This is a genomic window from Marinobacter salarius (assembly GCF_032922745.1).
Lineage (GTDB): Bacteria > Pseudomonadota > Gammaproteobacteria > Pseudomonadales > Oleiphilaceae > Marinobacter.
Window position 1 is genome coordinate 4,147,557 of record NZ_CP136693.1, and the last position, 21,770, is coordinate 4,169,326.

Annotated in this window: 18 protein-coding genes; 7 read left to right on the top strand and 11 right to left on the bottom strand. The window is 57.1% G+C overall.

Annotated elements, in window-relative coordinates; translation table 11 throughout:
• Nucleotides 1–205: 205 nt before the first annotated feature.
• Entirely contained in the window at nt 206–1,417 is a 1,212-nt protein-coding gene (locus R1T46_RS19325) for an acyl-CoA dehydrogenase family protein (RefSeq protein WP_317306659.1), read from the bottom strand.
• A 120-nt stretch (nt 1,418–1,537) separates the two neighbouring features.
• Between R1T46_RS19325 and R1T46_RS19330 the strand changes: the two genes are divergently transcribed.
• The gene (locus R1T46_RS19330) at nt 1,538–2,431 is read left to right on the top strand and encodes a LysR family transcriptional regulator (RefSeq protein ID WP_317306660.1); all 894 of its coding nucleotides are present in this window, start codon (nt 1,538–1,540) and stop codon (nt 2,429–2,431) included.
• 10 nt (nt 2,432–2,441) lie between these two features.
• Here the strand turns inward: R1T46_RS19330 and R1T46_RS19335 are convergent, their stop codons facing one another.
• Nucleotides 2,442–2,798: a hypothetical protein gene (locus R1T46_RS19335; protein WP_036204277.1), complete on the bottom strand. Its 357-nt coding sequence runs from the start codon at nt 2,796–2,798 to the stop codon at nt 2,442–2,444.
• A 162-nt stretch (nt 2,799–2,960) separates the two neighbouring features.
• Between R1T46_RS19335 and R1T46_RS19340 the strand changes: the two genes are divergently transcribed.
• On the top strand, nt 2,961–4,127 hold the full coding sequence (locus tag R1T46_RS19340) for an isocitrate/isopropylmalate dehydrogenase family protein (protein ID WP_317306662.1): 1,167 nt from the start codon (nt 2,961–2,963) through the stop codon (nt 4,125–4,127).
• On the opposite strand, the gene R1T46_RS19345 is transcribed toward R1T46_RS19340, so the two are convergent.
• From R1T46_RS19345 to R1T46_RS19355, 3 genes are all read right to left on the bottom strand, one after another.
• Nucleotides 4,114–4,683: a DUF1439 domain-containing protein gene (locus R1T46_RS19345; protein WP_317306663.1), complete on the bottom strand. Its 570-nt coding sequence runs from the start codon at nt 4,681–4,683 to the stop codon at nt 4,114–4,116. The two genes, R1T46_RS19340 and R1T46_RS19345, sit on opposite strands and share 14 nt — an antisense overlap.
• A gap of 116 nt (nt 4,684–4,799) precedes the next feature.
• Complete coding sequence (locus R1T46_RS19350; protein WP_007152033.1) at nt 4,800–4,991, bottom strand: CPXCG motif-containing cysteine-rich protein; 192 nt, start codon at nt 4,989–4,991, stop codon at nt 4,800–4,802.
• Between the two features lie 5 nt (nt 4,992–4,996).
• Entirely contained in the window at nt 4,997–6,223 is a 1,227-nt protein-coding gene (locus R1T46_RS19355) for a pyridoxal phosphate-dependent aminotransferase (RefSeq protein WP_317306665.1), read from the bottom strand.
• Between the two features lie 259 nt (nt 6,224–6,482).
• Here R1T46_RS19355 and R1T46_RS19360 point away from each other — a divergent pair, with 259 nt between their 5' ends.
• Nucleotides 6,483–7,466 (top strand): D-2-hydroxyacid dehydrogenase, encoded by a 984-nt coding sequence (locus R1T46_RS19360; RefSeq protein ID WP_317306666.1) that lies wholly within the window; start codon nt 6,483–6,485, stop codon nt 7,464–7,466.
• 84 nt (nt 7,467–7,550) lie between these two features.
• Here R1T46_RS19360 and R1T46_RS19365 read toward each other — a convergent pair whose 3' ends face one another.
• The 4 genes from R1T46_RS19365 to R1T46_RS19380 form a co-directional block, all read right to left on the bottom strand.
• Complete coding sequence (locus R1T46_RS19365) at nt 7,551–8,216, bottom strand: LuxR C-terminal-related transcriptional regulator (RefSeq protein WP_027831250.1); 666 nt, start codon at nt 8,214–8,216, stop codon at nt 7,551–7,553.
• Nucleotides 8,217–8,260: 44 nt separating this feature from the next.
• Nucleotides 8,261–10,207 carry an acetate--CoA ligase gene (acs, locus tag R1T46_RS19370; RefSeq protein ID WP_317306669.1) on the bottom strand — a complete coding sequence of 649 codons (1,947 nt, stop codon included), beginning with the start codon at nt 10,205–10,207 and terminating at the stop codon, nt 8,261–8,263.
• 299 nt (nt 10,208–10,506) lie between these two features.
• Nucleotides 10,507–12,045: a fatty acyl-CoA reductase gene (locus tag R1T46_RS19375; protein WP_317306670.1), complete on the bottom strand. Its 1,539-nt coding sequence runs from the start codon at nt 12,043–12,045 to the stop codon at nt 10,507–10,509.
• Between the two features lie 224 nt (nt 12,046–12,269).
• Nucleotides 12,270–13,598, bottom strand: a complete 1,329-nt coding sequence (locus tag R1T46_RS19380) for a MinD/ParA family protein (protein WP_317306671.1) — start codon at nt 13,596–13,598, stop codon at nt 12,270–12,272.
• 319 nt (nt 13,599–13,917) lie between these two features.
• Here R1T46_RS19380 and R1T46_RS19385 point away from each other — a divergent pair, with 319 nt between their 5' ends.
• From R1T46_RS19385 to R1T46_RS19400, 4 genes are all read left to right on the top strand, one after another.
• Entirely contained in the window at nt 13,918–15,894 is a 1,977-nt protein-coding gene (locus R1T46_RS19385; protein WP_317306672.1) for an HDOD domain-containing protein, read from the top strand.
• A 24-nt stretch (nt 15,895–15,918) separates the two neighbouring features.
• On the top strand, nt 15,919–18,093 hold the full coding sequence (locus R1T46_RS19390; protein WP_317306673.1) for a putative bifunctional diguanylate cyclase/phosphodiesterase: 2,175 nt from the start codon (nt 15,919–15,921) through the stop codon (nt 18,091–18,093).
• A gap of 239 nt (nt 18,094–18,332) precedes the next feature.
• Nucleotides 18,333–18,986: a class I SAM-dependent methyltransferase gene (locus R1T46_RS19395; protein ID WP_317306675.1), complete on the top strand. Its 654-nt coding sequence runs from the start codon at nt 18,333–18,335 to the stop codon at nt 18,984–18,986.
• A gap of 49 nt (nt 18,987–19,035) precedes the next feature.
• Nucleotides 19,036–20,043: a DUF2156 domain-containing protein gene (locus tag R1T46_RS19400; protein ID WP_317306676.1), complete on the top strand. Its 1,008-nt coding sequence runs from the start codon at nt 19,036–19,038 to the stop codon at nt 20,041–20,043.
• Here the strand turns inward: R1T46_RS19400 and murI are convergent.
• The gene (gene murI / locus R1T46_RS19405; protein ID WP_317306678.1) at nt 20,021–20,872 is read right to left on the bottom strand and encodes a glutamate racemase; all 852 of its coding nucleotides are present in this window, start codon (nt 20,870–20,872) and stop codon (nt 20,021–20,023) included. The genes R1T46_RS19400 and murI overlap by 23 nt on opposite strands.
• Nucleotides 20,869–21,690 (bottom strand): NAD(+) diphosphatase, encoded by an 822-nt coding sequence (nudC, locus tag R1T46_RS19410; RefSeq protein WP_300493202.1) that lies wholly within the window; start codon nt 21,688–21,690, stop codon nt 20,869–20,871. The genes murI and nudC overlap by 4 nt, the downstream gene beginning before the upstream one ends.
• Between the last annotated feature and the right edge of the window lie 80 nt (nt 21,691–21,770).

Genomic DNA, 21,770 nt, shown 5'->3' on the forward strand with positions numbered 1-21,770 from the left:
ATGAGTTAACCGATCCTCTCTCCACAAAAATGGTCACGTTACTCTCCCTTGGCCCGACATGCCGACTCCCCGGTTAGTAGGGGACGGAGGGAGGCTGTTTCAGAAACTGTACGAAGCCATGGATGGCGGAGTCCAAGCGTCACATGGATGTACCGAAGGAGCGCGTTTCTGAAACAGCCTCCCTTCGTCCCCAGGCACCCAAGCTTCAGTTCCGGTATTTAGCCAGCTCCAGACGAGCCACCATCGCCCGGTGAACCTCATCCGGGCCATCAGCCAGGCGCAAAACCCGAGCATAGGCGAACAGCTGAGTCAGCGGGAAATCGTCGTCGCTGACACCGGCACCACCGTGAATCTGAATCGTATCGTCCACAATCTGCTGAAGCATCTTCGGAATCACCGCCTTAATCATGGAGACTTCCTGCAAGGCTCCAGAGATGCCCTTGGTATCCAGTGCCCAGGCGCACTTCAGTGTCAGCAGGCGCGCCTGCTCAATCGCCATACGGGCATTGGCAATGACATCCGGATTACCGCCCAGTTTAGCGATTGGCCGACCAAACGCCTCACGACTGGTCGCCCTTTTGATCATCAGTTCCAGAGTACGCTCCGCCGCACCGATGGCACGCATACAGTGGTGAACACGCCCCGGCCCAAGACGGCCCTGGGCAATCTCGAAGCCACGGCCGGGGCCCGCAATAAATGCAGTCTTGGGCAGGCGCACGTTGTCAAAGGACACGACACCATGACCGTAGGGCTCGTCGTAGGCGCCGAACACCGGCAGCATTCGCTCAACTTTGACCCCTGGGGTATCCAGCGGCACCAACACCATGGAATGACGGCGGTGCTTGTGGGCATCCGGATCGGTCAGGCCCATGAAGATGGCAACCTTGCAATCCGGGTGGCCAACGCCGGTGCTCCACCATTTGCGACCGTTGAGAACAACTTCGTCGCCATCCACAGTGGCCGTGGCTTCCATGTTGGTGGCGTCTGAAGATGCCACAGCCGGCTCGGTCATGCAGAAAGCGGAGCGTACTTCACCGCTTTGCAGACGGGGCAGCCATTCGGCTTTCTGTTCTTCGGAGCCGTAGTGGATCAGCACTTCCATGTTGCCGGTGTCCGGCGCATTGCAGTTGAAGATTTCCGGGGCAATAAAGCTGCGGCCAGTTTCTTCGGCAATCAGGGCATAGTCGGAGTTGAGAAGCCCACACCCGTATTTTTCATCCGGGAAGAACATGTTCCACAGGCCCTGAGCTTTGGCCTTTGCTTTCATTTCCTTGATGATGGGCAACACGACCCAGCGGTTTTCCTGCGCCATCAGTTCCTTATGGTACTGCTCTTCAATCGGGAAGATTTCTTCCTCCATGAAAGTTTTGACGCGCTTGAGATAGTCCTGGCCCTTCTCGGAAATACTGAAATCCATTGCCATGTCCTCTTGGTTTGACCGATATGGAGCCAGTCTAGTTTTCTGTCCACTATTACGCGACTGAATAATTCTTATCATCTATCATAAGACTGGCTTATTCGAGAAGTGGAGATGCTCATGGCACTGAATCGACTGGACCTGAACCTGCTGCATGTATTCGACACCATCTACCGGGAGGGCAGTCTGACCCGCGCCGCCCGGGCCCTCCACCTCACCCAGCCGGCGGTCAGCCACTCCCTGTCACGTCTGCGCGAGCATTTTGATGACCCGTTGTTCAGTCGTCAGGGCAATCAGATGGTGCCCACTCCCCTGGCCCGCCGCTTCCTGGAATCCATGCGCCCGGGGCTGACCCAGATACAGAGTGCAGTGAACCAGTTCCACGCCTTCGACCCGGCCAGTCAGCGCAAAACCTACTCGCTGGCCTTGCGGGACATCCTCGAGTCGACGTTCCTGCCCAAACTGATGGGCCGGCTGGAAAGCTACCCCGAGCTGGAGATCATCAGCCAGCGGGTGCCCCGGCGGGATATGGAAACCCAGCTAGCAGCGGGCAAACTGGATTTTGCGGTGGATGTGCTGTTGCCCGTCAGCAATCAGACAGGTCATGAACTATTGCGACACGACAGGCTGGTGGTGCTGGCGAGAAAGGGCCACCCGCTCACCAGCGACGGCCTGACCTTGGACAAGTATCTCGAAGCCAAGCATGTACTGGTTTCGTCCCGCTCGGAAGGACCTGGCATTGAGGATTTCGAGTTATCGCGGTTTGGGGTGCAACGAGACATACGCCTGAGGTGCCAGCATTACTACGCCGCCTGCCGGGTGGCTGAGGGAACCGACCTGTTGCTGACCATGCCGGAAAACTACGCGCGGATCATCGCGGAACGGGCTGACATCGATATTCTGACCACTCCGGTAGACCTGCCCGGTATCGATGTGCATCTTTACTGGCACAAGGCCTATGAGCGGGAGCCAGCGCTTATCTGGTTCCGAGGCCAGTTGGCCAGCGTCGTGTAAGTGCCTTCAGTCAGTATGCCCCCACCAGTTTCAGGAAACCAAGAAATCCGGCGGCGGTAATCCCCAGTGACGCTACAACAATGCCGAAGCCCCACCAGATCGCTGCGCCGTCAGACACTTCAGTGTCATGTCCGCGCAAGGTGCGATAAAACGCCCAGGGGCCAAGAATAAAGGCACCCAACACCGCAAACACCAGCCCCACGCTGACGCCAGCAAATGTCCAGGTGGCCAGCACCGTGGCGCGATCAGATACCTGCTCCTTGACGCCATGGCGAAGCAGGAACTGTTTGCAGAAGAACCAGATCAGCGCGAACAGGATGATGACAAACAACAGTCCGCCAACGACGGTAATCAGGCGATAGAACAAGGCAAATCCTCAGTAAAATTAGTCAACCACAGCACTATAACCAGCAATCCATAACTGGTAAAACAAACGAGGGGTTAAATGGTGTGGAATCCCCATGGCACATGACTACACTGAATCACACAACTGACTCTACGATCACAGCAACAGGAAGGAGTATCCGGAATGGCCCAGAAAACCCGAATTGCGGTGACCCCCGGTGATGGCATCGGTCCTGAAGTGGTTGCCGAGGCGGTACACTGCCTGGAGACCCTGCGCAAACGACACGATTTGCCGATGGAGTGGACACGCTTTCCCTGGCCATCCCATGCCTGGCACGAAGAGAACGGCGAATCCATGCCGGCTGATGCTCTGGACCAATTGAAATCCTATGACGCCATTCTCCTTGGCGCTCTGGGCGACCCCGGCCCGGTCGACGACCCGGACCGTTACCTGCTGCCAGACAGTATCTCCCTGGCACCCCTGCTGGACATGCGCAAGGGATTTGATCAGTGGGTCTGCGAACGGCCCGCCAGGCTGCTTCCCGGTGCTCGCCAGTATCTGGCGGATGAACGCGCCAAGGACATCGACATGCTGGTGATTCGCGAAAACAGCGAAGGCGAGTATGTCAGCCAGGGCGGGCGACTCCGTAAGGGCGCACCGGATGAAGTGGCCACCCAGATGGAAGTATTCACTCGCCGGGCGACGGACCGGATTATCCGCTATGGCTTCGAGCAGGCCCGCCTGCGGGCCGCCGCGCGCGCCGAAGAAGGCCGTACCCGACAGTTCCGCACTCTGGACGGTAAAACCTGCGAAAGCCAGGTGTGCATCGTGACCAAACGCAATGCCCTGCGCTATTGGGGCGATATGTACACCGAAGCCTTCGAGGAAATGGCGAAACAGTATCCGGATGTGGCCACCCACCACGAATTGGTGGATGCTGCTTGCATGAAGTTCGTACAGGCGCCCTGGGCGTTCGATGTGGTGGTGGCCAGCAACCTGCAGGGTGACATCCTGACCGACCTGGCAGCCGTATTGTCCGGCGGCATGGGTGTGGCCCCCTCCTGCAACCTGAACCCCGACGAAAACGGCATGCCCTCGATGTTCGAGCCGACCCATGGCAGCGCACCGGATATTGCCGGCCAGGGCCTGGCCGACCCCACAGCCATGCTGTTCACCACGGCGCGCATGCTGGAATGGCTGGGTCGAAAAGACTCGGCTGTGGCCACTGCCGGGCGGGAGTTGTTTGATGCGGTGGCCGCCGACCTGGCGGAAAACGCCGGCAAATCCAGAGGCACACAGGAAATCGGCACCGCCGTGCGCGAGCGCCTGGAAACGCTTACTCGGCCATAACGAATTCAAGCCGTCCGGGCGCGACCCTCACGTCCAGGGGGACCATGCCGAACATGCGCTGGGTGAAGTCCGCTTCATCCAGCCGATACACCGGCATGGTTTCCAGCATCTGGGCAACTACCCGCATGACGTTATCCGTAACCGGTTTGAGATCTCCTTTGAAAAACGACGAATCGATACTGCTTTCCAACAGTTGCAGCCGCCGAATGTAGATCGCTTTCTCCTCGCTGTCGTAGACAGGCGCTCCTTCCACTTTCAGGGCAATATCGACTGGCAGCTTTGCCATCAGCGCATTCAGTGCAACCTGCCCTCTCAGGTCAATGACCGCGACGTCCCGGCCATCAGGGCCAAGGGTAATGTCCGCATTGCTCAGACTCAGGCTAAGTGGCGACCCGCTCTGCAGCTGCCGGCGATCAAAGTCACTGACGGTGTCCTGAAAGTGGCGCTCCAACGTCGCTTCGGAAATGGAATAGGGTGACAGGCTGGCACAGCCGCCTAGCACAAACATGGATAACAGAATAACGGCCGAAAACAGGCGGGTTGATGCGTTGACCATCGAAAGACTCTCCTTTGCAGTTCCTCCTATCCTGAGCCAAGGTGGCTGCCCGGGCAAGCCGGGCATGTTAACCATCGTTCAGGAACAAATAGACACAGCCGAAGGATGACGGGCAGTTATTCGTTCTCGGCCCGGACAGTCACGGAGGGGGTCAGGTTCTCGTCGAGGACCACGTGGACCAGGATGGGCTGACAGCACACCTGGCAATCCTCCACGTACTCCTGATCTTCCACCGAAGGGTCGACGCTGAGATCCAGCGTCTCCCAACAGTAGGGGCATTGCACAAGCACTGAGTCCAGAGCCGACATGACGGTCAGAACTGCTGCTTGGCCATCCAGGGGATGATCCGGTCGAAGGCTTCATCCAGTTTCTCGCACGTGGTCGAGAAACTGATCCGAACGGCGTTCGTGCACCCTTCCCCGAAGGCATCTCCCGGCACCAGGCAAACACCCGTTTCCTTGAGCATGCGCAATGCCAGGTCAGAACCGTCCACATGGGGCGGCAAATCCGGGAACGCAAAGAAGGCGCCGCCGGGTTTATACCCTGTCAGATACGGTGTCTGGTCGACCAACTCCACCACCTTGTCGCGGCGTTCACGGTAGATATCCACCATGTTCTTGACGCATTGCTGGTCTCCGGTGAGTGCCGCGACCCCCGCGAACTGGGACGGCGTGTTGGCGACAGAGGTGGTGAACATGTGAAAACGCCGCAGCGACTTGATCGCCGCCTGGCTTGCAATCACCCAACCTACCCGCAACCCGGCCATGCTATAGGTCTTCGAGAAGCTGCTGATACACATGATGTTGTCCAGGTCCATCGAGCAGTTCAGTACGCTGGCGAAGTCGTCATCGTCAAAGATAAGGTGATCATAGACCTCGTCGGCGTATACCTGGACTCCCCGGTAAGCGCATTCTTCCAGAATGGTCTCGACAGTACTGCGGGGATATACGGCCCCGGTCGGGTTATTGGGGTTGTTCAGGATCAGCGCAAACGTGCGCGGCCCCATGGCCCGGATCACTTCGTCCGGGTCCAACTGGTGGTCGTTATCCGCCCGAGTGGGCACAAACTTGACCTCACCACCATTCATGCGAATCAGCGGTGCGTAAAGCAGGAACGACGGGTCAGTCACGATGAACTGCCGGCCTGGCGCAGACGTCGCCGAAATCGCCAGGTACATCGCCTCGGTCGCCCCACTGGTGATCAGGATGTTGTCCCGGGTCAGCTTGCGATCGTAGCGTGCGCCGTAGTAGTCCCGCAGGGCAACCAATAACTCGGGCAGGCCCGCGTCCATGGTGTACCCCGTCTGCCCGGCATTGAGCGCATCAATATAAGCGTCAATGACATGCTTGGGGGTGGGCAAATCCGGCTGACCGATGGAAAGATGAATGACATCCTTCATGGTGGCCGCCATATTCACCATGCGACGAATGCCCGGCACCGGAACCGCCTGCATCGCCGGGTTCCAACTGGCCTTGTTCTTCCGGTATTTCACTTTACGCGGTTTGGTCTGGCCGGTTTCTCGATTGGCGGCTTCTGCCATAAACACCTCCTGGACGCAGGGCAAAATAGTAGCTACTCCTGCAGGTTAGTCAGTAAACAGGGGCCATACAAGACATAAAACAGAAAGATTGGGCTACCGGAACGAAACGCCGCAATACCCGCTATAACAACGGCTACGACCTTTATCTTATATGGGCTCAGGTTGACCAGTTCAGGCTCAGATACCAGACTGTAAACTCGACATCCGGACTGTCGATTCCCGCGGCCGGACGCGGACAAACTGCATTGGTGGAGGACAGATGACCCAACACAGCAAACCGGTTGTAACCGTTCTGACAGCACCCGGTGAAAATGAGCCTCCTGGCATGGATGCCCTGCGAGCCCGTGCGGAGGTTCGCTTTGCTTCTGACGAGCCCACTCTGCGGGACACCTTGCCGGGTACCGACGTAATGATGGTGACGGACTTTCGCACCGAAGCCCTGGCTGCCGCCTGGCCGTCGGCGGACAAACTGCAATGGATTCACGCCACCAGCGCCGGCGTGGATGCCCTCATGTTCCCGGACCTCATTGAAGGCGACGTCACCGTGACCAATGCCCGGGGTATCTTCGACCGAACCATTGCAGAGTATGTTCTGTGCACGATTCTCATGTTCGCCAAGGATTTTCCGCGCTCCCTGCGCCTGCAGGCTGAGCACAAATGGCAGCACCGGGATACCGAAAGAGCCGAAGGCAAACAGGTGCTGATCGTTGGCGCCGGCTCCATTGGCGGCCAGATTGCCAGGTTGTGCAAGGCTGCCGGCCTGAATCCCCATGGCATTGCTCGCAAACCTCGCCACGACGACCCGGACTTCGTTGCCGTTCATGGCAATGACGACCTGACCGAGCAACTGGGCCTGGCGGATTTCGTGGTCATTGCCGCGCCTCTGACACCGCAAACCGAAGGCCTGTTCAACGAGAAGACCTTCAAATCGATGCGCAAGTCCGCCCGCCTGATCAACATTGGTCGCGGGCCTGTTGTGAAGACCGACGACCTGATCGCCGCCTTGAACAATGGGGATATTGCCGGCGCCGCGCTGGACGTGTTCGAGGAAGAACCCCTGCCGGCGAATCATCCGCTATGGGATATGGAGAATGTCATCATGACTGCCCACATGTCTGGCGACTTCATCGGCTGGAAACGGGCGCTGACCGACCAGTTCCTGGAGAACCTGGACCGCTGGCACCAGGGTGAGGAGCTGTTCAATCTGGTGGATAAGAAATTGGGGTATGCCAGTAAGAAGTAAGCACACCCGCTCAAACAAAAAAAGCGGAAATCCCAATCGCAGGGATTTCCGCTTTTCGATTCAATAGAAGAACCTCTGGCCCGATCAGCTACCAGACAACGACGTATCGGAAGGATCTATCTCCATTTGCTGGATCGCAATCACTGCCTGGGTTCGGTTACGAACCCCCAGCTTCCGGAACACCGCAGTGATATGGGCCTTGATGGTGGCCTCCGAGACATCCAGATCATAAGCGATCTGTTTGTTCAAAAGCCCCTCAGCCAGCATACCCAGCACCCGGAATTGCTGCGGCGTCAGTGATGCCAGTTTTTCGGAGAAGTCCGTCATGTCCGAATGCATCCGCTCGATCTTGTCCGCCACACCCTCTGGCAACCAGACGTCCCCTTCCAGGACTGCCTGAATCGCCTCGGTGATGGTTGGCAGAGGCGCTGACTTCGGAATAAAACCCGACGCCCCGTAGTCGATCGAGCGGCGCATCACCTGCATTTCTTCCGATCCTGACACCACCACCACCGGCAGGCCGGGATATTGCCCGCGCATGAACACGAGCCCCGAAAAGCCGTGGGCGCCCGGCATGTTCAGATCCAGTAACACCAGATCCGCATCCGGATGCGACTCTACCGCCGCCTGCAGCGCCTTGATGCTGTCCACTTCCACTGTCCTGGCATCAGGTACCGCCTGACTGACCGCCTGTTTCAGAGCTGCCCGAAACAGCGGGTGATCATCGGCGACGATAATAGTTTGTGTCATTCAACAGGTTCCTCACAGGGTCATAGCCTGATAACAAGCAGGCTTTACTTGTTCGCACGACCGCTGATCAGGTCATCCACCACACCCGGGTCCGCCAGGGTGGAGGTATCGCCCAACTGATCGTGCTCGTTCGACGCAATTTTACGCAAAATCCGACGCATAATCTTGCCAGAACGAGTCTTGGGCAGTCCAGGTGCCCATTGGATCACGTCTGGAGAGGCAATGGGGCCGATTTCCTTGCGAACCCACTGAACCAACTCCTTCTTGAGCTCATCCGACGGTTCCTCTCCGTGAACCAGGGTGACATAGACGTATATGCCCTGCCCTTTGATCTCGTGAGGGTAGCCTACCACAGCCGCCTCGGCGACCTTGTCGTGTGCCACCAGTGCGCTTTCCACTTCAGCCGTACCCAGGCGATGTCCTGAGACGTTCAGTACGTCATCAACACGACCGGTAATCCAGTAGTAACCGTCCTCGTCGCGACGGGCTCCGTCACCAGTAAAGTACATGCCTTTATAGGTGCTGAAGTAGGTTTGCTTGAAGCGCTCATGGTCGCCGAAGATGGTCCGCATCTGGCCAGGCCAGCTGTCCAGGATCACCAGGTTGCCCTCGGTCTTGCCTTCCAGGATATTGCCGTCATTGTCCACCAGCGCCGGCTTCACGCCGAAGAAGGGAACCGTGGCGGAACCGGGCTTGAGATCAATGGCGCCCGGCAGCGGCGAAATCAGGATGCCACCGGTCTCGGTCTGCCACCAGGTGTCCACAATCGGGCATTTGCTGTTCCCGATCACGCGATGGTACCACTCCCAGGCTTCGGGGTTAATCGGCTCACCCACCGAGCCCAGCAGGCGCAAACTGTCGCGAGTGGTGCCGTTCATGCAGGACTCGCCCTCGGCCATCAGGGCACGGATGGCAGTGGGTGCGGTGTACAGGATATTGACCTTGTGTTTGTCCACCACCTGGCCCATACGGGAAGTGTCCGGGTAGTTGGGCACACCTTCAAACAGAACGGTGACAGCGCCATTGGCAAGCGGGCCGTACAAAATATAGCTGTGACCGGTGACCCAGCCAAAGTCCGCTGTACACCAGTAGACGTCGCCATCGTGGTAATCGAAGACGTATTCGTGGGTCATGGAGGTAAAGACCATGTAGCCACCGGTGGTGTGTAATACGCCTTTCGGAGCGCCAGTGGAGCCGGAAGTGTACAGCATGAACAGCGGGTCTTCGGCGTTCATGGGCTCTGCCGGGCAATCCGTGGACGCGCCCTTCATCAGTTCCTCGTAACTCACGTCGCGACCGTCTTTCCAGGGCACATCACCACCGGTGCGCTTGACGACAATAACCTTGTCCACATCAGCGCCGGCTTCCTTACTCAACGCGGCGTCTACGTTTTTCTTGAGAGGAATCTTGCGACCGCCACGGACACCTTCATCAGCCGTTACCACGAATCGGGACTTGCCGTTAGCGATCCGGGCACCCAGTGCTTCCGGCGAAAACCCGCCGAAGACAACGGAATGGATGGCGCCGATGCGGGCACAGGCCAGCATGGCAACACCCGTTTCAACAATCATGGGCATGTAGATAGTGACAACATCGCCCTTCTTGACGCCCTGGTCTTTCAGAACGTTCGCGAACTTACAGGTTTCTTCATACAGTTCGCGGTAGGTCACGTTGCGGGAATCGGCCGGGTCGTCGCCCTCGAAAATGATGGCCGTCTGGTCACCGCGCTTTTCCAGGTGACGGTCCAGGCAGTTGGCGGCGGCGTTCAATTGGCCGTCTTCAAACCATTTGATGGATAGGTTGTCGTAGTCGTAGGTGGTGTTTTTCACCTTCGAGAAGGGCTTGATCCAGTCCAGTCGCTTGCCGTGTTCGGCCCAGAAGGTTTCTGGATCATCCACCGACTGTTGGTACATTTTCTCGTACTGATCCCGGTTTAGCAGGGCCCGTTTGGCCACGTCCGGACTTACCGGATAAACCTGTTTATCAGTCATTGTGCTCCCCCTTATTAGTCAGAGTCTGTTGTCATTATCGGTTATTTAATAAAGAGCGTGACGGGCAAAAAAGCCCTGAAGACGGATACCCATAGTTCAACATGCGTGCCAGTGAACAATGAATTAGACTAACGTCCCAATCCGCCAGCACTTTTAGCCCGAATGACGGCCTCACGAGGGGTGACCCTATGTTCTGGAGCCTGCCCTAAAGGATAGACCCGCTAACGGAAACAACAAGTAACGTTCCGCCCCCCGGGAACCGGAGGGCCGGATAGAAAGGACAGCCGATTGACCGGGTGTCAGGCGGCTTTCTTGCGGGTCTGGGTGGCCCGCAGACTGTACAGCTTCCGCTCCTTGAGAGCGTAGCGATTGAGACCTCCAAGGTGAATCTTGCACAGGTATAGCGGCCAGTCGATCTGGCGTGCATCCACCGGAAACAGGACCCGATCCAGTTCACCCATGCGGGAAGCCAGGGCCATCAGCGAATCGTTACGGAAGATGTAATCCGGTGCCGTGTAGAAACCAAAGATGGTGGCGAGTGAACGGGTGGTATCGAGGTTTTTAAGGACCTTCAGCTCACGGTTCTGGCCAGCCAGTCTCAATGCCTTGCCTGCAATGGACAATGGCACACGCATGCCGCCAACCACAACATCAAACAGCTTGCGATTGACCGCTATAAACGGTTTTGTGGGTCGACGATAGAACAACTGGTCATACGCAGCGTAGTTGGACTTGGCTTCTGTCATCAGGTAGTCAATGAACTTGCCCAGCGAAATCGGGTTTGAGCTGCCACTGCAGCACTGGTAGATGCGGCGTTGCCCAGACTCGCAAATGGCTTCTGCCAGGGACAGGATGATGCTATTGGCCACCAGGTCCACCGGGATCACATCTATAATGCCGCTACGCTTACCCGGGAACAGAGACACCTTCTCGCGGGCGTAGGCGAGGATAATGGCATCTGCCACCTTCACGCCTTCAATCCATCCCGGAGAGGGCTCTTCCAGTGCACTTTCAATGATGGAGGGGCGAACAATTGTAAGTGAGCGCCCGGCAAGGGCTTTCATCAAGAGTTGCTCACCCAGCCACTTGGTAAACGTGTAGGTGTCGCTCCAGCCATAATTGTTGGCCTCACGGATGCCCAGGTCTACTAGCTTTTTCTCAAGCACTTTACCGGAGTACCGGGCTTTCACGTCGGAAATTTTGTCTTGTAGCAGATGCACAAGCTCTTCGATTTCATAGTAGCCGTCGGTACTGCGGGGGATCGACTCGCCCGACGGTTTAATAACGGACTCGGTGATCTGACCGGCATTCTTGCCATTGACGTAGCAGGTGGACACCTGGATCACCGCCATAGTCCTATTGAGTTCCGCCAGGGCGGCAACGTTCTCGAGGCACAGGGTGTTGATCTTCAGTGCCTTATCGAGCTCCTCCCGGAAGTTTACGCTGGCTGCCGAGTTGATAAATGCATCGACCTGCCCGGCAAGGGTACGGAACCGCTCTGGCGTGAGCCCGAAACGGGATTCAGTCACTTCGCCGGTGATGCAGTGAACGCGTTCCTCCAGAAAGGTTTCGAATGCCTCGTTGTCATCGTGTCTAAGGCGCTCGAACACGGAAGAACTGGCAATTTCATTGAGGAATCGCTCCCGTGCGGCAGGATGCCTTTTGTTGCCACGGATAAGCAGATGGATTCCGCCAATATCTGGCACCGTACGAATCAGTTTTTCAAGCACCACCTTGCCGAGAAACCCGGTGGTGCCAGTGATCAACACGTGTTTACCGCGTAGTTGCTCAAGAACACCGGACGCTGACGCTCCGTTTTGTTGCTGCTGTGTTGCCATGGCGAGAACTCCTTCTCAAATTCACTATGTGGCCATCAAGTGCAGTGGGTTTTACTGCATTTTGCAGGCCACGATTCCGGAAATAAGGCTGATTTTTGCACGGACCGAATGACAGTGCGGTGACATAGAGCAAAGTTACGCTACAAACTGCATCAATAAAATGACGATAAAATAAGGTGACTAAATGCAAAAAAAGGAGTGGAGAAAAAAGGGTCAAGAGGCGCTCAGGAACCGTTTTTACCGGCCTCCGCCAGCGAGCGCAGAAGCTGATCCAGGGAGATATTGGACGGTTGTTCCTTAAGCGCTCGGATCAACCGGCTCTGCTCACCAAAGCTGATACGATCATAGTACGGTTCCCACTCTGGCCTGTTTGCTACTGGTTCCGACTTGCGAGGAACTGCTGCAGGATCAACTTCTGCGGCAAGGTGGCGAAGATGGGTCGCCATATGCTCTCTTTGTTCGTTTTCCAGCTTTTCCCAATTGAGTGAAGCTAAACCGGTCTGGATAATCTCAATGGTATCTGCATCCATTTTGCGCCCCAACAGTGCAAAAAGCCCCTGGAACGCCTCATAACGCAGCAGCGGCTTTTCATCGCTGCCTGCCAATATCTTGCCGAGTTCCGCGGTCAGTCGTTTGCATTCCTGGGCCGGGTCCACCGGTGCCCGTGGTTGCTCGCTGCCTGCTGAGCGATCTGTATCTGATGCCCCTGTTTCCGCTGGGCTGGAGGAGACCCGATGCCAATAGGCGGCAATCCCGGCCTTGCGCGGCGGCAACTGGCGCAGCCGCACATTCAACATGTCGGCCAATGTGCGGAACTGGCGGGTGGACGGGTCGGAAGCCCGCATCAATGCCACCGGGCGCTGATTCATCACCGACTGGCGCAGAGTTTCGTCACGCCAGATCGCACCCAGGTAATGCAACTGCAACCCCAGGTGTCGCACCGCAGCGGCATCAAGGCGCTGAAACACGGATCGAGCCTGACTCGCACCCTGGGCCATGTTCACCAACACGCTCGGCGTCCTTCGGTAGCCACGGCGAATCAGCAGTTTGATCAGGGAGAAGGCATCGGTCAGCGATGCGGGATCTGGCGTGACCACGACGCAGGCCAGTTCCGCAGCCGCAATCATGTGCATGCCGGTCTTCTGCAAGCCGGAAGCGGTGTCTGTGATCACGTAGTCGTAATTTTTCTCCAGCCTCGACAACGCTTTGAGAACACGGAGACTTTCTTCAGCAGCCATGTCGACACATTGCTCGACCCCCGAGGCGCCGGGAATGATGTGCAGCCCCCACTCCGATTCCATGATCACATCGCGGAGGGAGCACTCATTGGCCATTACGTTAGCCAGGGTCCGTTCCGGATACCGGCCCAGCATGATACTGACATTAGCCAGATCCGTGTCACCATCCAGCAACAATACTCTGTAACCCTCTCGCGCAAGGGTCAGGGAAAGGTTCAGTGCCACCGATGTTTTTCCGACACCACCCTTGCCACCGGTAATCGCCAGTGTTCTGGGTTGCTTCGGAATGTGCCTGGAAGTGCGGGAGTCGGTCATGAATGCCTATAGGCGCTGTCTTGTCCGTCGACTGACACGTGATCCGGGTGAAATTTGAGTACTGTGTCAAAGTGTAACCCGGACGGAGTTCTAACTGTAGACAAAAAGAGGCGGGTTGCCTGCCCAATAATGGACGGTTTTGCGACATTTAACCTGTAAAAAGTTTACACACATCCAAACACAGGTAATACTCTGCTTAAAAAAGGACCAATAACTGTTTAATAAACGCAGCTTATTGTCTAAGCTCCATCGGGTTAGTATTTATGAACAAGTCGTCAGATACTAACGACAATATCTGGCGCGTTATACAGGCAGGCCTATGCTGATTGCCCCTGACATACAGCTACCGAGTCTCCCAGAGGTTACCCTTAGGGTGCTTGAAGCCTGTCATCAGGACGAAAATTATCGCCGAATAAGCGATATTGTTTCTGCCGACACCGCTCTGGTTACTCGTGTTCTCGCCCTGGCCAACTCAGCATTGTATGGCCCCACCTCGCAAATACGCTCCATTGACCAGGCGCTGCTCAGGCTGGGAACACGACGATTCCATACTCTGGTTCTGACTGCGGCACTGCGCCAGCTCCTTTACGAACTCGGGGCAGACCAGTGGCAACAGCTAAGGGACTTCTGGCGCCATTCACTGACCACCGCTCTGACTGCCAGGGCCCTGGCAACACTGACGCGCTACCCCGAACCCGACCAGGCGTTCATGCTGGGAATGCTGCACAATGTGGGCGAGCTGATCGCGCTGAAAACCCCGCCTGGAGAGACCCAGCAATACTACCTTGACCGCCAGTCCGATATTGCTGCCGAACTGGTAGAGTCATGGGGTCTGGGACCCATGGCAGTTGATGCTATGCGCTACCAACAGGCCATGCCAACGGAAGTACGAGATGCCGGACACCTGGTCAAACTGATTAGCCTGGCAACACGCCTGGCACTTTCGGACGCGGTGGGCATTGCTGCAGCGGGGACCATTTTTGGCCTCAATGAAGAACTCACGCGAGAGATCAACCGCAGGATCGACCAGGAAGTGAGCGGCGTGGCCGAATCGCTGGGCATTCCGCTTTCGGAAGACTACGACGCCCGCCACTCCAACCACAAACTCAAACAGACCATACTGAAACAGGCCATGGCCAGCCAGGCGTTGGAACTGTCGCCGATTCGCGGCAGTGCCCAGGAGAGCCTGGCCGCAACCGTCACCAGCCTGACACTGATCACCGGCCTTCCGGCACTCTATTTTGGCCAGGCCGGGGACGGGCTGACGCTGCTATCCTCCAGCACTGGTGACGTCCCTGATCTCACGGTTGCCATTGGGGCAGCCACCAGCGTGCTGACCGAGGCCTGCAGCAGCGGCAGCGCCCTGTGCCTCGATCATCGCTCACCGACGGTACTGGACCGCCAGTTGCTTTCGCTCTTGAAAACGCCTTCTCTGGTGGCTATCCCCGTGCGTGGGGAAGATCCATGTGCAGGCGTATTTGTCGTCGGTACTGACCATGAAAGCTCTGGCCAGGCAGAAGAAATCGGTCGCCTGTTCAGCGCAAAACTGTCTGACGCCGTCACCGCCACGCAGCCCAGGAGCACTGCCCAGGACGGTCTGGAAGCCGAACTGGCCCGACAGGCCATTCGTCGTCAGGTCCATGAAGTGAGCAACCCGCTTACCATTATCCGGCAATATATCTATCAACTGCGAAACCGGCTGGATGATAACGAAGTGCAGGGAGAGCTGGACGTCATACGTGACGAGCTCGATCGCGCAGGGGATCTCCTGTTGCAGATCAGCCGGGCTCCGAGCCATGATTCAACGAACCCGACCGGCGCCTGCAATCTTAATGACGAACTGAGAATTCTGCGGGACTTGCTGGAAGACAGCCTGTTCAGCGGCGGCGACAGGGCGCTGGAGCTGGATCTGTGCGAGGACCCCACCGACGTTACCGTGCCCGGCGCGGTCATCCGTCAGGTGGTTATCAACCTGGTCCGTAATGCGGCAGAATGTCTCGTTGACGGCGGCGAAGTGGCTATTCACACGCTGGCACCGGTCTGGCAAAGCGGAAAAACCTGGGTGGAACTGGAAGTGGCGGACACCGGTAATGGAATTCCCGATGAGGTCCGCAAACACCTGTTTTCACCGGTTCAATCCACCAAGAGCAAGGACCACAGCGGTCTTGGTCTGAGCGTGGTTAAACAGTTGATTGATGACATGGAGGGCATCATTAGTTGCCGCACGGGACGCGGAGGGACAGCATTCCGAATTCTGTTTCCCGCGGCGGCAAATAAAAAAAACGATGAAAAATGACGAAGAAACGACGGGCGTACTGACATGAAACCTGCGAGCACCGAGTGGACTTACGGCGACGACGGAAAGGCGCGCATCCTGGTCGTCGACGATGATCCGAGACTGCTTTCCGGCCTTGCTTCACTGCTCAGAAGCAAGGGGTACGAGGTCACCGAAGCGGAAGGTGGGCGCATGGCCTGTCGCATCCTTGAGACCGAGTTTTTCGATCTGGCGATGCTGGATCTTCGCATGCCAGACGTGGATGGCTTCGGGGTGATGGAGCGTCTGTCGTCGAGGCAACCCGAATGCGGCGTGATTGTCGTAAGTGGTGAAAGCTCATTCAGTTCCGTCAGCCGCGCACTGCGCAGGGGGGCACTGGACTATATCCGCAAACCGTTCGACCCGGAAGAACTGCTGGCAACGGTCGATGGTGTGCTCGGCAAGCGTTCGCTGCTTCGCGCCCATGAGCACATCCGAATGCGCCTGGAAAAATCCGAGGAACTGCATCGCTACATCGTCAACAGCTCACCCGATATCGTTTTCATGCTCGATGGCGACGGGCATTTCTGTTTTGTGAACAGCAAGATCGAGAGCCTGCTCGGTTACCAGCCCGCCGAACTCTGTGGACGTCACTTTCGCCACATCCTGGATGACCGGGACATCGCGCGGGGGACCTACGCCCTGAAAGGCCCAAACATCACCGCAGACAATCCGAGGACACTGGAGGTTCGCCTCAAGACCCGAGGCAGTCGCAAGGCGACCCGCCACTTCGAAATTACCGCGTTTCCGATTGACCCGGAAACCTGGCCCCACGCCAATCATGGCGGCGGCACACACCATGACCGCGAGGCCCGCTACTACGGCACCGCCCGCGATGTCACCGAGCGCAAGGAAGCGGAAGCCTTTATCAATTTCCAGGCTTACCACGACTTGCTGACCCGACTCCCAAACCGCGCCCTGTTCAAGGACCGGCTCGACCTGGCCATCACCCACGCCCGCCGCAGCGAACAGAAGCTGGCCGTGATGTTCCTGGACCTCGACCGCTTCAAAGTCGTCAACGACACGCTGGGACATGCCATGGGCGATCGCCTGTTGCAGGCGGTCACGCAGCGGCTGGAACGCTGCCTGCGCAAGGGGGACACTCTGTCACGCTTCGGTGGTGATGAATTCACTCTGCTGTTGCCGTCGATACACGGTCACGAGGACGCACGACAGATTTCAAAGAAGTTGATCAAGGCACTGCGTGCACCTTTCCAACTGGGCGAGCATGAAGTCTTCGTGGGCGTGAGTATCGGCATTGCCACCTACCCGGAAGCCGGCAAATCCATGGATCAACTGATCCAGAATGCCGACATTGCCATGTATCACGTCAAAGCACGGGGCAAGGATGGCTATCGCTTCTACTCGGAGAGCATGAGCATTGATACTGCCAACCGCCTGAGTCTGGAAAGGGACCTGCGGATGGCGCTGGAGCGCGATGAGTTGCGAGTGTTTTACCAGCCGCAGGTCTGTTCCTCGAGCAATCGTGTGGTGGGTTTGGAAGCGCTGGTGCGCTGGCAACACCCGGACAGGGGATTACTCTATCCACGGGACTTCCTGCCACTGGCGGAAGAAACCAAACTCATTGCCAAACTCAGTGAATGCGTACTCGACCAGGCCTGCCACGATGTCGGCCAGTGGATTCGAGAAGGACACAGCGACCTGCGGCTGGCGGTAAACCTGTCCCCGGCCCAGGTGGAGCACCCAAGGTTTGTAGAAACTCTGATGACTCAACTCCAGGCCCACGGCTTCCCGCCCCAGAACCTGGAAATCGAGATCACTGAAAACGTGATCATGAACGATCTTGAACAGATCAGTCAGAAACTCCGGGAATTAGCGTCATTTGGCGTCAGAATTGCCATTGATGATTTCGGCACTGGCTACTCCTCCCTGAATTACATTCACCGGCTGCCCATTCACACCCTGAAAGTGGATCAGTCCTTTGTCAAAGCCATTCGCAGAGGCGAAGACGGTGCCTGCATTGTAAACGCCATTGTCGCCATGGCCCATGGACTGAAGCTTCAGATCGTGGCGGAGGGCGTGGAAACGGACGAACAGCTCACCTACCTCAAAAGCCTGGGGTGCCACCAGGTTCAGGGGTTCTTCTACGGCCCCGCACGGCCTGCAGACGTCATCGGTAAAACCCTCGGACATACCCCGGCGCGCGCAGTCGCTTTCTAATCTCTCTCATTATCGATACTCCATTGTCGGACAGTCAGATCTAAAATGTTGATCTGGTTTGCAAAGTGTTGCTGTTCGTTACGTTATGTATCTGGAAATGCGCGGTACTGCACATAATTCCCCCACCGGCTTCTCTAAGCTCAAATCCATCAGGCGCTTCCTTCAATTCACCTGGCGGTGAATCAACAATCACAAGAAGAATGGAAGCATCCCCAGGATATGGACAGGCAGAAGTCACCATGCGCGATAAATACAAATACATTGGTCCGGTTTACGATTTTCTGAGCAACCTCTACAGCGGCAAGAACATTCACCGCTGCAAGACCGCCATGCTCGATGTGGAAACCGTCAAGCCCGGCGCCCGCATCCTGTTCGCCGGGGTGGGCCATGGCCGTGACGCGATCCGTGCTGCGGAACTGGGCGCGGACGTAACCGTGGTGGACCTCTCCGAGACCATGCTGCGCAAGTTTGCCGAAGCCCAGGAAAAAGAGGCGCCACACCTGACCATCCGCCGCATTCACAGCGACATCATGAAGGTGGAAGAGTTCGAACAGTACGACATGGTGGTGGCCAACTTTTTCCTCAATGTGTTTGACGAAGACATGATGGTGCGGGTGCTCGAACACCTGATCCGTCTGGGCAAGGCGGACGCCAGGGTCGTTGTGGGCGACTTCTGCTACCCCACCGGCAACATTGTGGCCCGCCTGTTCAAGAAGATGTACTGGTATATGGCCGTCTTCATCTTCTGGCTGTTCGCCAACAATGCCTTCCACAAGATTTACAACTACCCCGAACACATGCAGCGCCTTGGCCTGCACGTCACCGAGAAAAAGCATTTCAAACTGCTGAACATGAACTGTTACTGGTCAATCCTGGGACGGAAACAGGTGTAGACACGAGGCCTCACGCCGGATTTACAACAATAAACGGGGGAGTTTCACAATGTCAGACCAGATCCTTTCACTTGATGGCGTCCGCTCTCTGGACGAGGGTGCATTCACCTTTGCAGAGCGCATCAATTACCTCAAGAAGTACGGCACCCATTCCCAGTCGTTCTCGACGTTGCAACCTGAGATGCAGTACTTCGACGTGCCCGGCGTTGGCTACCTGGCATATATGCGCAAATGGGGCGGCACTTTCGTGCTCTCCGACCCGGTCACCGCCCCGGAACACTTTGAGTTGATTCTGGAGCAATTTCACCAACGCTTCCCTTCCGCCTGCTATATCCAGGTTTCCAAACCCGTCGTGGACTACCTCTACCGCCGCTTTGGCCTGTTTGGCACCCAGTTTGGCAGCGAGTCCCGCATCAACCTGAAGAACTGGTCCCTCAGCGGAAAGAAAAAACAGATCCTGCGCACGGCCCTCAACCAGGCGGAGAAAAACGGCATTACCGTGAAGGAGCGTTTCAGCGATGACCACACCCGCGAAATCTCCGATGCCTGGATCCGCACCCGTAAGTGCAAGAGCAAGGAGATCCGTTTCCTGATACGCCCCATGGAGATGGAGTACCGGGAAAACGAACGCCATTTCTACGCGTACCAGGATGGTAAGGCGGTGGGCTTTATCTACTTCGACCCCATCTACCGCAATAACGAGATCATCAGTTACGTGCCTAACATCTCAAGGGCTAACGCAGATTTCCGCCAGGGTATTTTCTACACCCTGATGGCCCACGCTATGGATGTGTTCAAGGCAGAAGGCGTGCCCCACCTGGACCTGGGTTTGATTCCGCTATCCCTGGACCCGGCTACCGAGCATCAGGAAAGCCGGTTGCTCAAGCGCATCATGCACGGCCTGTATGAGAAGGGGAACTTCCTCTACAACTTCAAGGGTCTGGAATTTACCAAGTCACGGTTCCGTGGTGACAATTTCAAAACCTACTGTTGTCACCGCCGATCCTTACCGGCATTGGAGTTCCTGGCCATGTTCAAGCTGACCCGCCTGCTATAACACCGGCTGCCGCCGAGGGCCAGCTACCACGGATGTCGTTGGTGGCCAGGCCGAGCCCATTCAGGAACCCCCCAATACCTTGTGGGACATCCCCGGAAAACAGGGCCGCATCAACCACCCCCCCTTTGCTGTTGAGGGCCATAAGACTTTTCAGTTCCAGTCCCTGCTGCTCAAATAACCAGATCGCCCGGCGCGCGATCGCCTCGCCGGAATCCACCCAGTGTTTTACGGCAGGTAACTGGCGCTGTAACAGATCCTTTATCAACGGGTAATGAGTGCAGCCTAGAACCACGGTGTCCACACCCACGTCCCGGAACGGTTGTAACGCCACGGACAATGCCTGTTCGGGGACTGGCGAGCCGGACACCAGGTTTTCGATCCATTGGACCAGGTCCGGATGCCCCAGCCTTTCCACCGTGCAATCGCTGGCAAACTCGTCAATCAGGTCAGTAAGATAGGGTCGACGGACGGTGGCGGGAGTGGCCAGCACGCCAATACGACGGTTTTCAGACACCCCCGCAGCAGGCTTTACCGCCGGCACCACACCGATCACCGGTATCGGTGTCATGGCCCGCAGGTACGGCAACACCACTGTGCTCGCGGTGTTACAGGCCACCACAATGACATCACAGGGGAATTCCGACAGCGCCAGCCGAATCAGTGTCTGGCTGCGCTCAATCACCACCGATTCCGGCTGGGCGCCGTAGGGAAAGCCGGCGTTGTCAGCCAGGTACACCAACCTCACCCGCGACAATTGTCGGTGGATACAGTCAGCAACGCTCAACCCACCAACGCCTGAATCAAAGACCAGCACTCTTGGCACGGTCACGACGATGCCTCCTGCCCTTCAATTTCCCGTGCCATGGCCTGAATCAGGCCGCCGGATATGGTTGTTACCGGTGGTACAGGTGGCATATCGCCCGGCAGAAACCAGTCCGCTTCCGCAATTTCGTCTTCCTGCAGCACCAGCTCGCCACCGGCGTAGTCCGCAAAGAAGCCCAGCATTAACTGATGGGGAAACGGCCATGGCTGAGAGGAGTGGTAGCGAACCCCACTAACCTCAAGGCCGGTTTCCTCTTTCACTTCCCGGGCAACCGCCGCTTCAATGGTTTCGCCCGGCTCCACAAAGCCCGCAATCAGGCTGAAAAAATGACGCTTCGTCCGCGACGATCGTGCAAGCAACATGCGTTCACCACGGCGGATAACCACGATCACGCAGGGAGCCAGCCTGGGATACCAGGGAATGCCGCAGGGTTCGCACCATTTCGCCCTCTCCAACGGGTGTAGCACCGTCAATTCACCACAGCGGCCGCAGAAGCGATGGTCCCGCCACCATTGATGTACCTGGAACGCGGTACCCAACATTTCGGCGGGGGCATCCTCCAGCATCAACAGCGCTTCCCGAAGTGGCACCCGCTCTGTAGATCCAGCCAGACTGGCCGCGTCGGCTTGGGCCACGTAGACAGGCTTGCCGTTCATCTGGCCAACATAAACCGGCCCGATATCACCCTGCATACTCGGAACGACCATCCGCCAGGATTCCAGCCAGCCAACGTCGGGCTTCAGCACCGCATCACCGTCGATGGCCAACACAAGATCGTCATCGTCGGGCTCTTTTGGAGACCAGCCGGGAGTCCATAACGCCATAATCCGTGTCCAGAAGCTATTATGTGGGTAGAGCTGGAAATGTATCACAGCGGCACAACACAACAGAACGACTGCATGGC

Bases quoted from the DNA above. Each gene is read 5' to 3' on its own strand.
- R1T46_RS19330 (WP_317306660.1), top strand. From the start codon at position 1,538: ATGGCACTGAATCGACTGGACCTGAACCTGCTGCATGTATTCGACACC.
- nudC (WP_300493202.1), bottom strand. From the start codon at position 21,690: ATGGCGTTATGGACTCCCGGCTGGTCTCCAAAAGAGCCCGACGATGAC.
- R1T46_RS19385 (WP_317306672.1), top strand. From the start codon at position 13,918: ATGCTGATTGCCCCTGACATACAGCTACCGAGTCTCCCAGAGGTTACC.
- acs (WP_317306669.1), bottom strand. From the start codon at position 10,207: ATGACTGATAAACAGGTTTATCCGGTAAGTCCGGACGTGGCCAAACGG.
- R1T46_RS19345 (WP_317306663.1), bottom strand. From the start codon at position 4,683: ATGGTCAACGCATCAACCCGCCTGTTTTCGGCCGTTATTCTGTTATCC.
- R1T46_RS19380 (WP_317306671.1), bottom strand. From the start codon at position 13,598: ATGACCGACTCCCGCACTTCCAGGCACATTCCGAAGCAACCCAGAACA.
- R1T46_RS19390 (WP_317306673.1), top strand. From the start codon at position 15,919: ATGAAACCTGCGAGCACCGAGTGGACTTACGGCGACGACGGAAAGGCG.
- R1T46_RS19325 (WP_317306659.1), bottom strand. From the start codon at position 1,417: ATGGATTTCAGTATTTCCGAGAAGGGCCAGGACTATCTCAAGCGCGTC.
- R1T46_RS19375 (WP_317306670.1), bottom strand. From the start codon at position 12,045: ATGGCAACACAGCAGCAACAAAACGGAGCGTCAGCGTCCGGTGTTCTT.
- R1T46_RS19355 (WP_317306665.1), bottom strand. From the start codon at position 6,223: ATGGCAGAAGCCGCCAATCGAGAAACCGGCCAGACCAAACCGCGTAAA.
- R1T46_RS19400 (WP_317306676.1), top strand. From the start codon at position 19,036: ATGTCAGACCAGATCCTTTCACTTGATGGCGTCCGCTCTCTGGACGAG.
- R1T46_RS19395 (WP_317306675.1), top strand. From the start codon at position 18,333: ATGCGCGATAAATACAAATACATTGGTCCGGTTTACGATTTTCTGAGC.
- R1T46_RS19365 (WP_027831250.1), bottom strand. From the start codon at position 8,216: ATGACACAAACTATTATCGTCGCCGATGATCACCCGCTGTTTCGGGCA.
- R1T46_RS19360 (WP_317306666.1), top strand. From the start codon at position 6,483: ATGACCCAACACAGCAAACCGGTTGTAACCGTTCTGACAGCACCCGGT.
- R1T46_RS19350 (WP_007152033.1), bottom strand. From the start codon at position 4,991: ATGTCGGCTCTGGACTCAGTGCTTGTGCAATGCCCCTACTGTTGGGAG.
- R1T46_RS19340 (WP_317306662.1), top strand. From the start codon at position 2,961: ATGGCCCAGAAAACCCGAATTGCGGTGACCCCCGGTGATGGCATCGGT.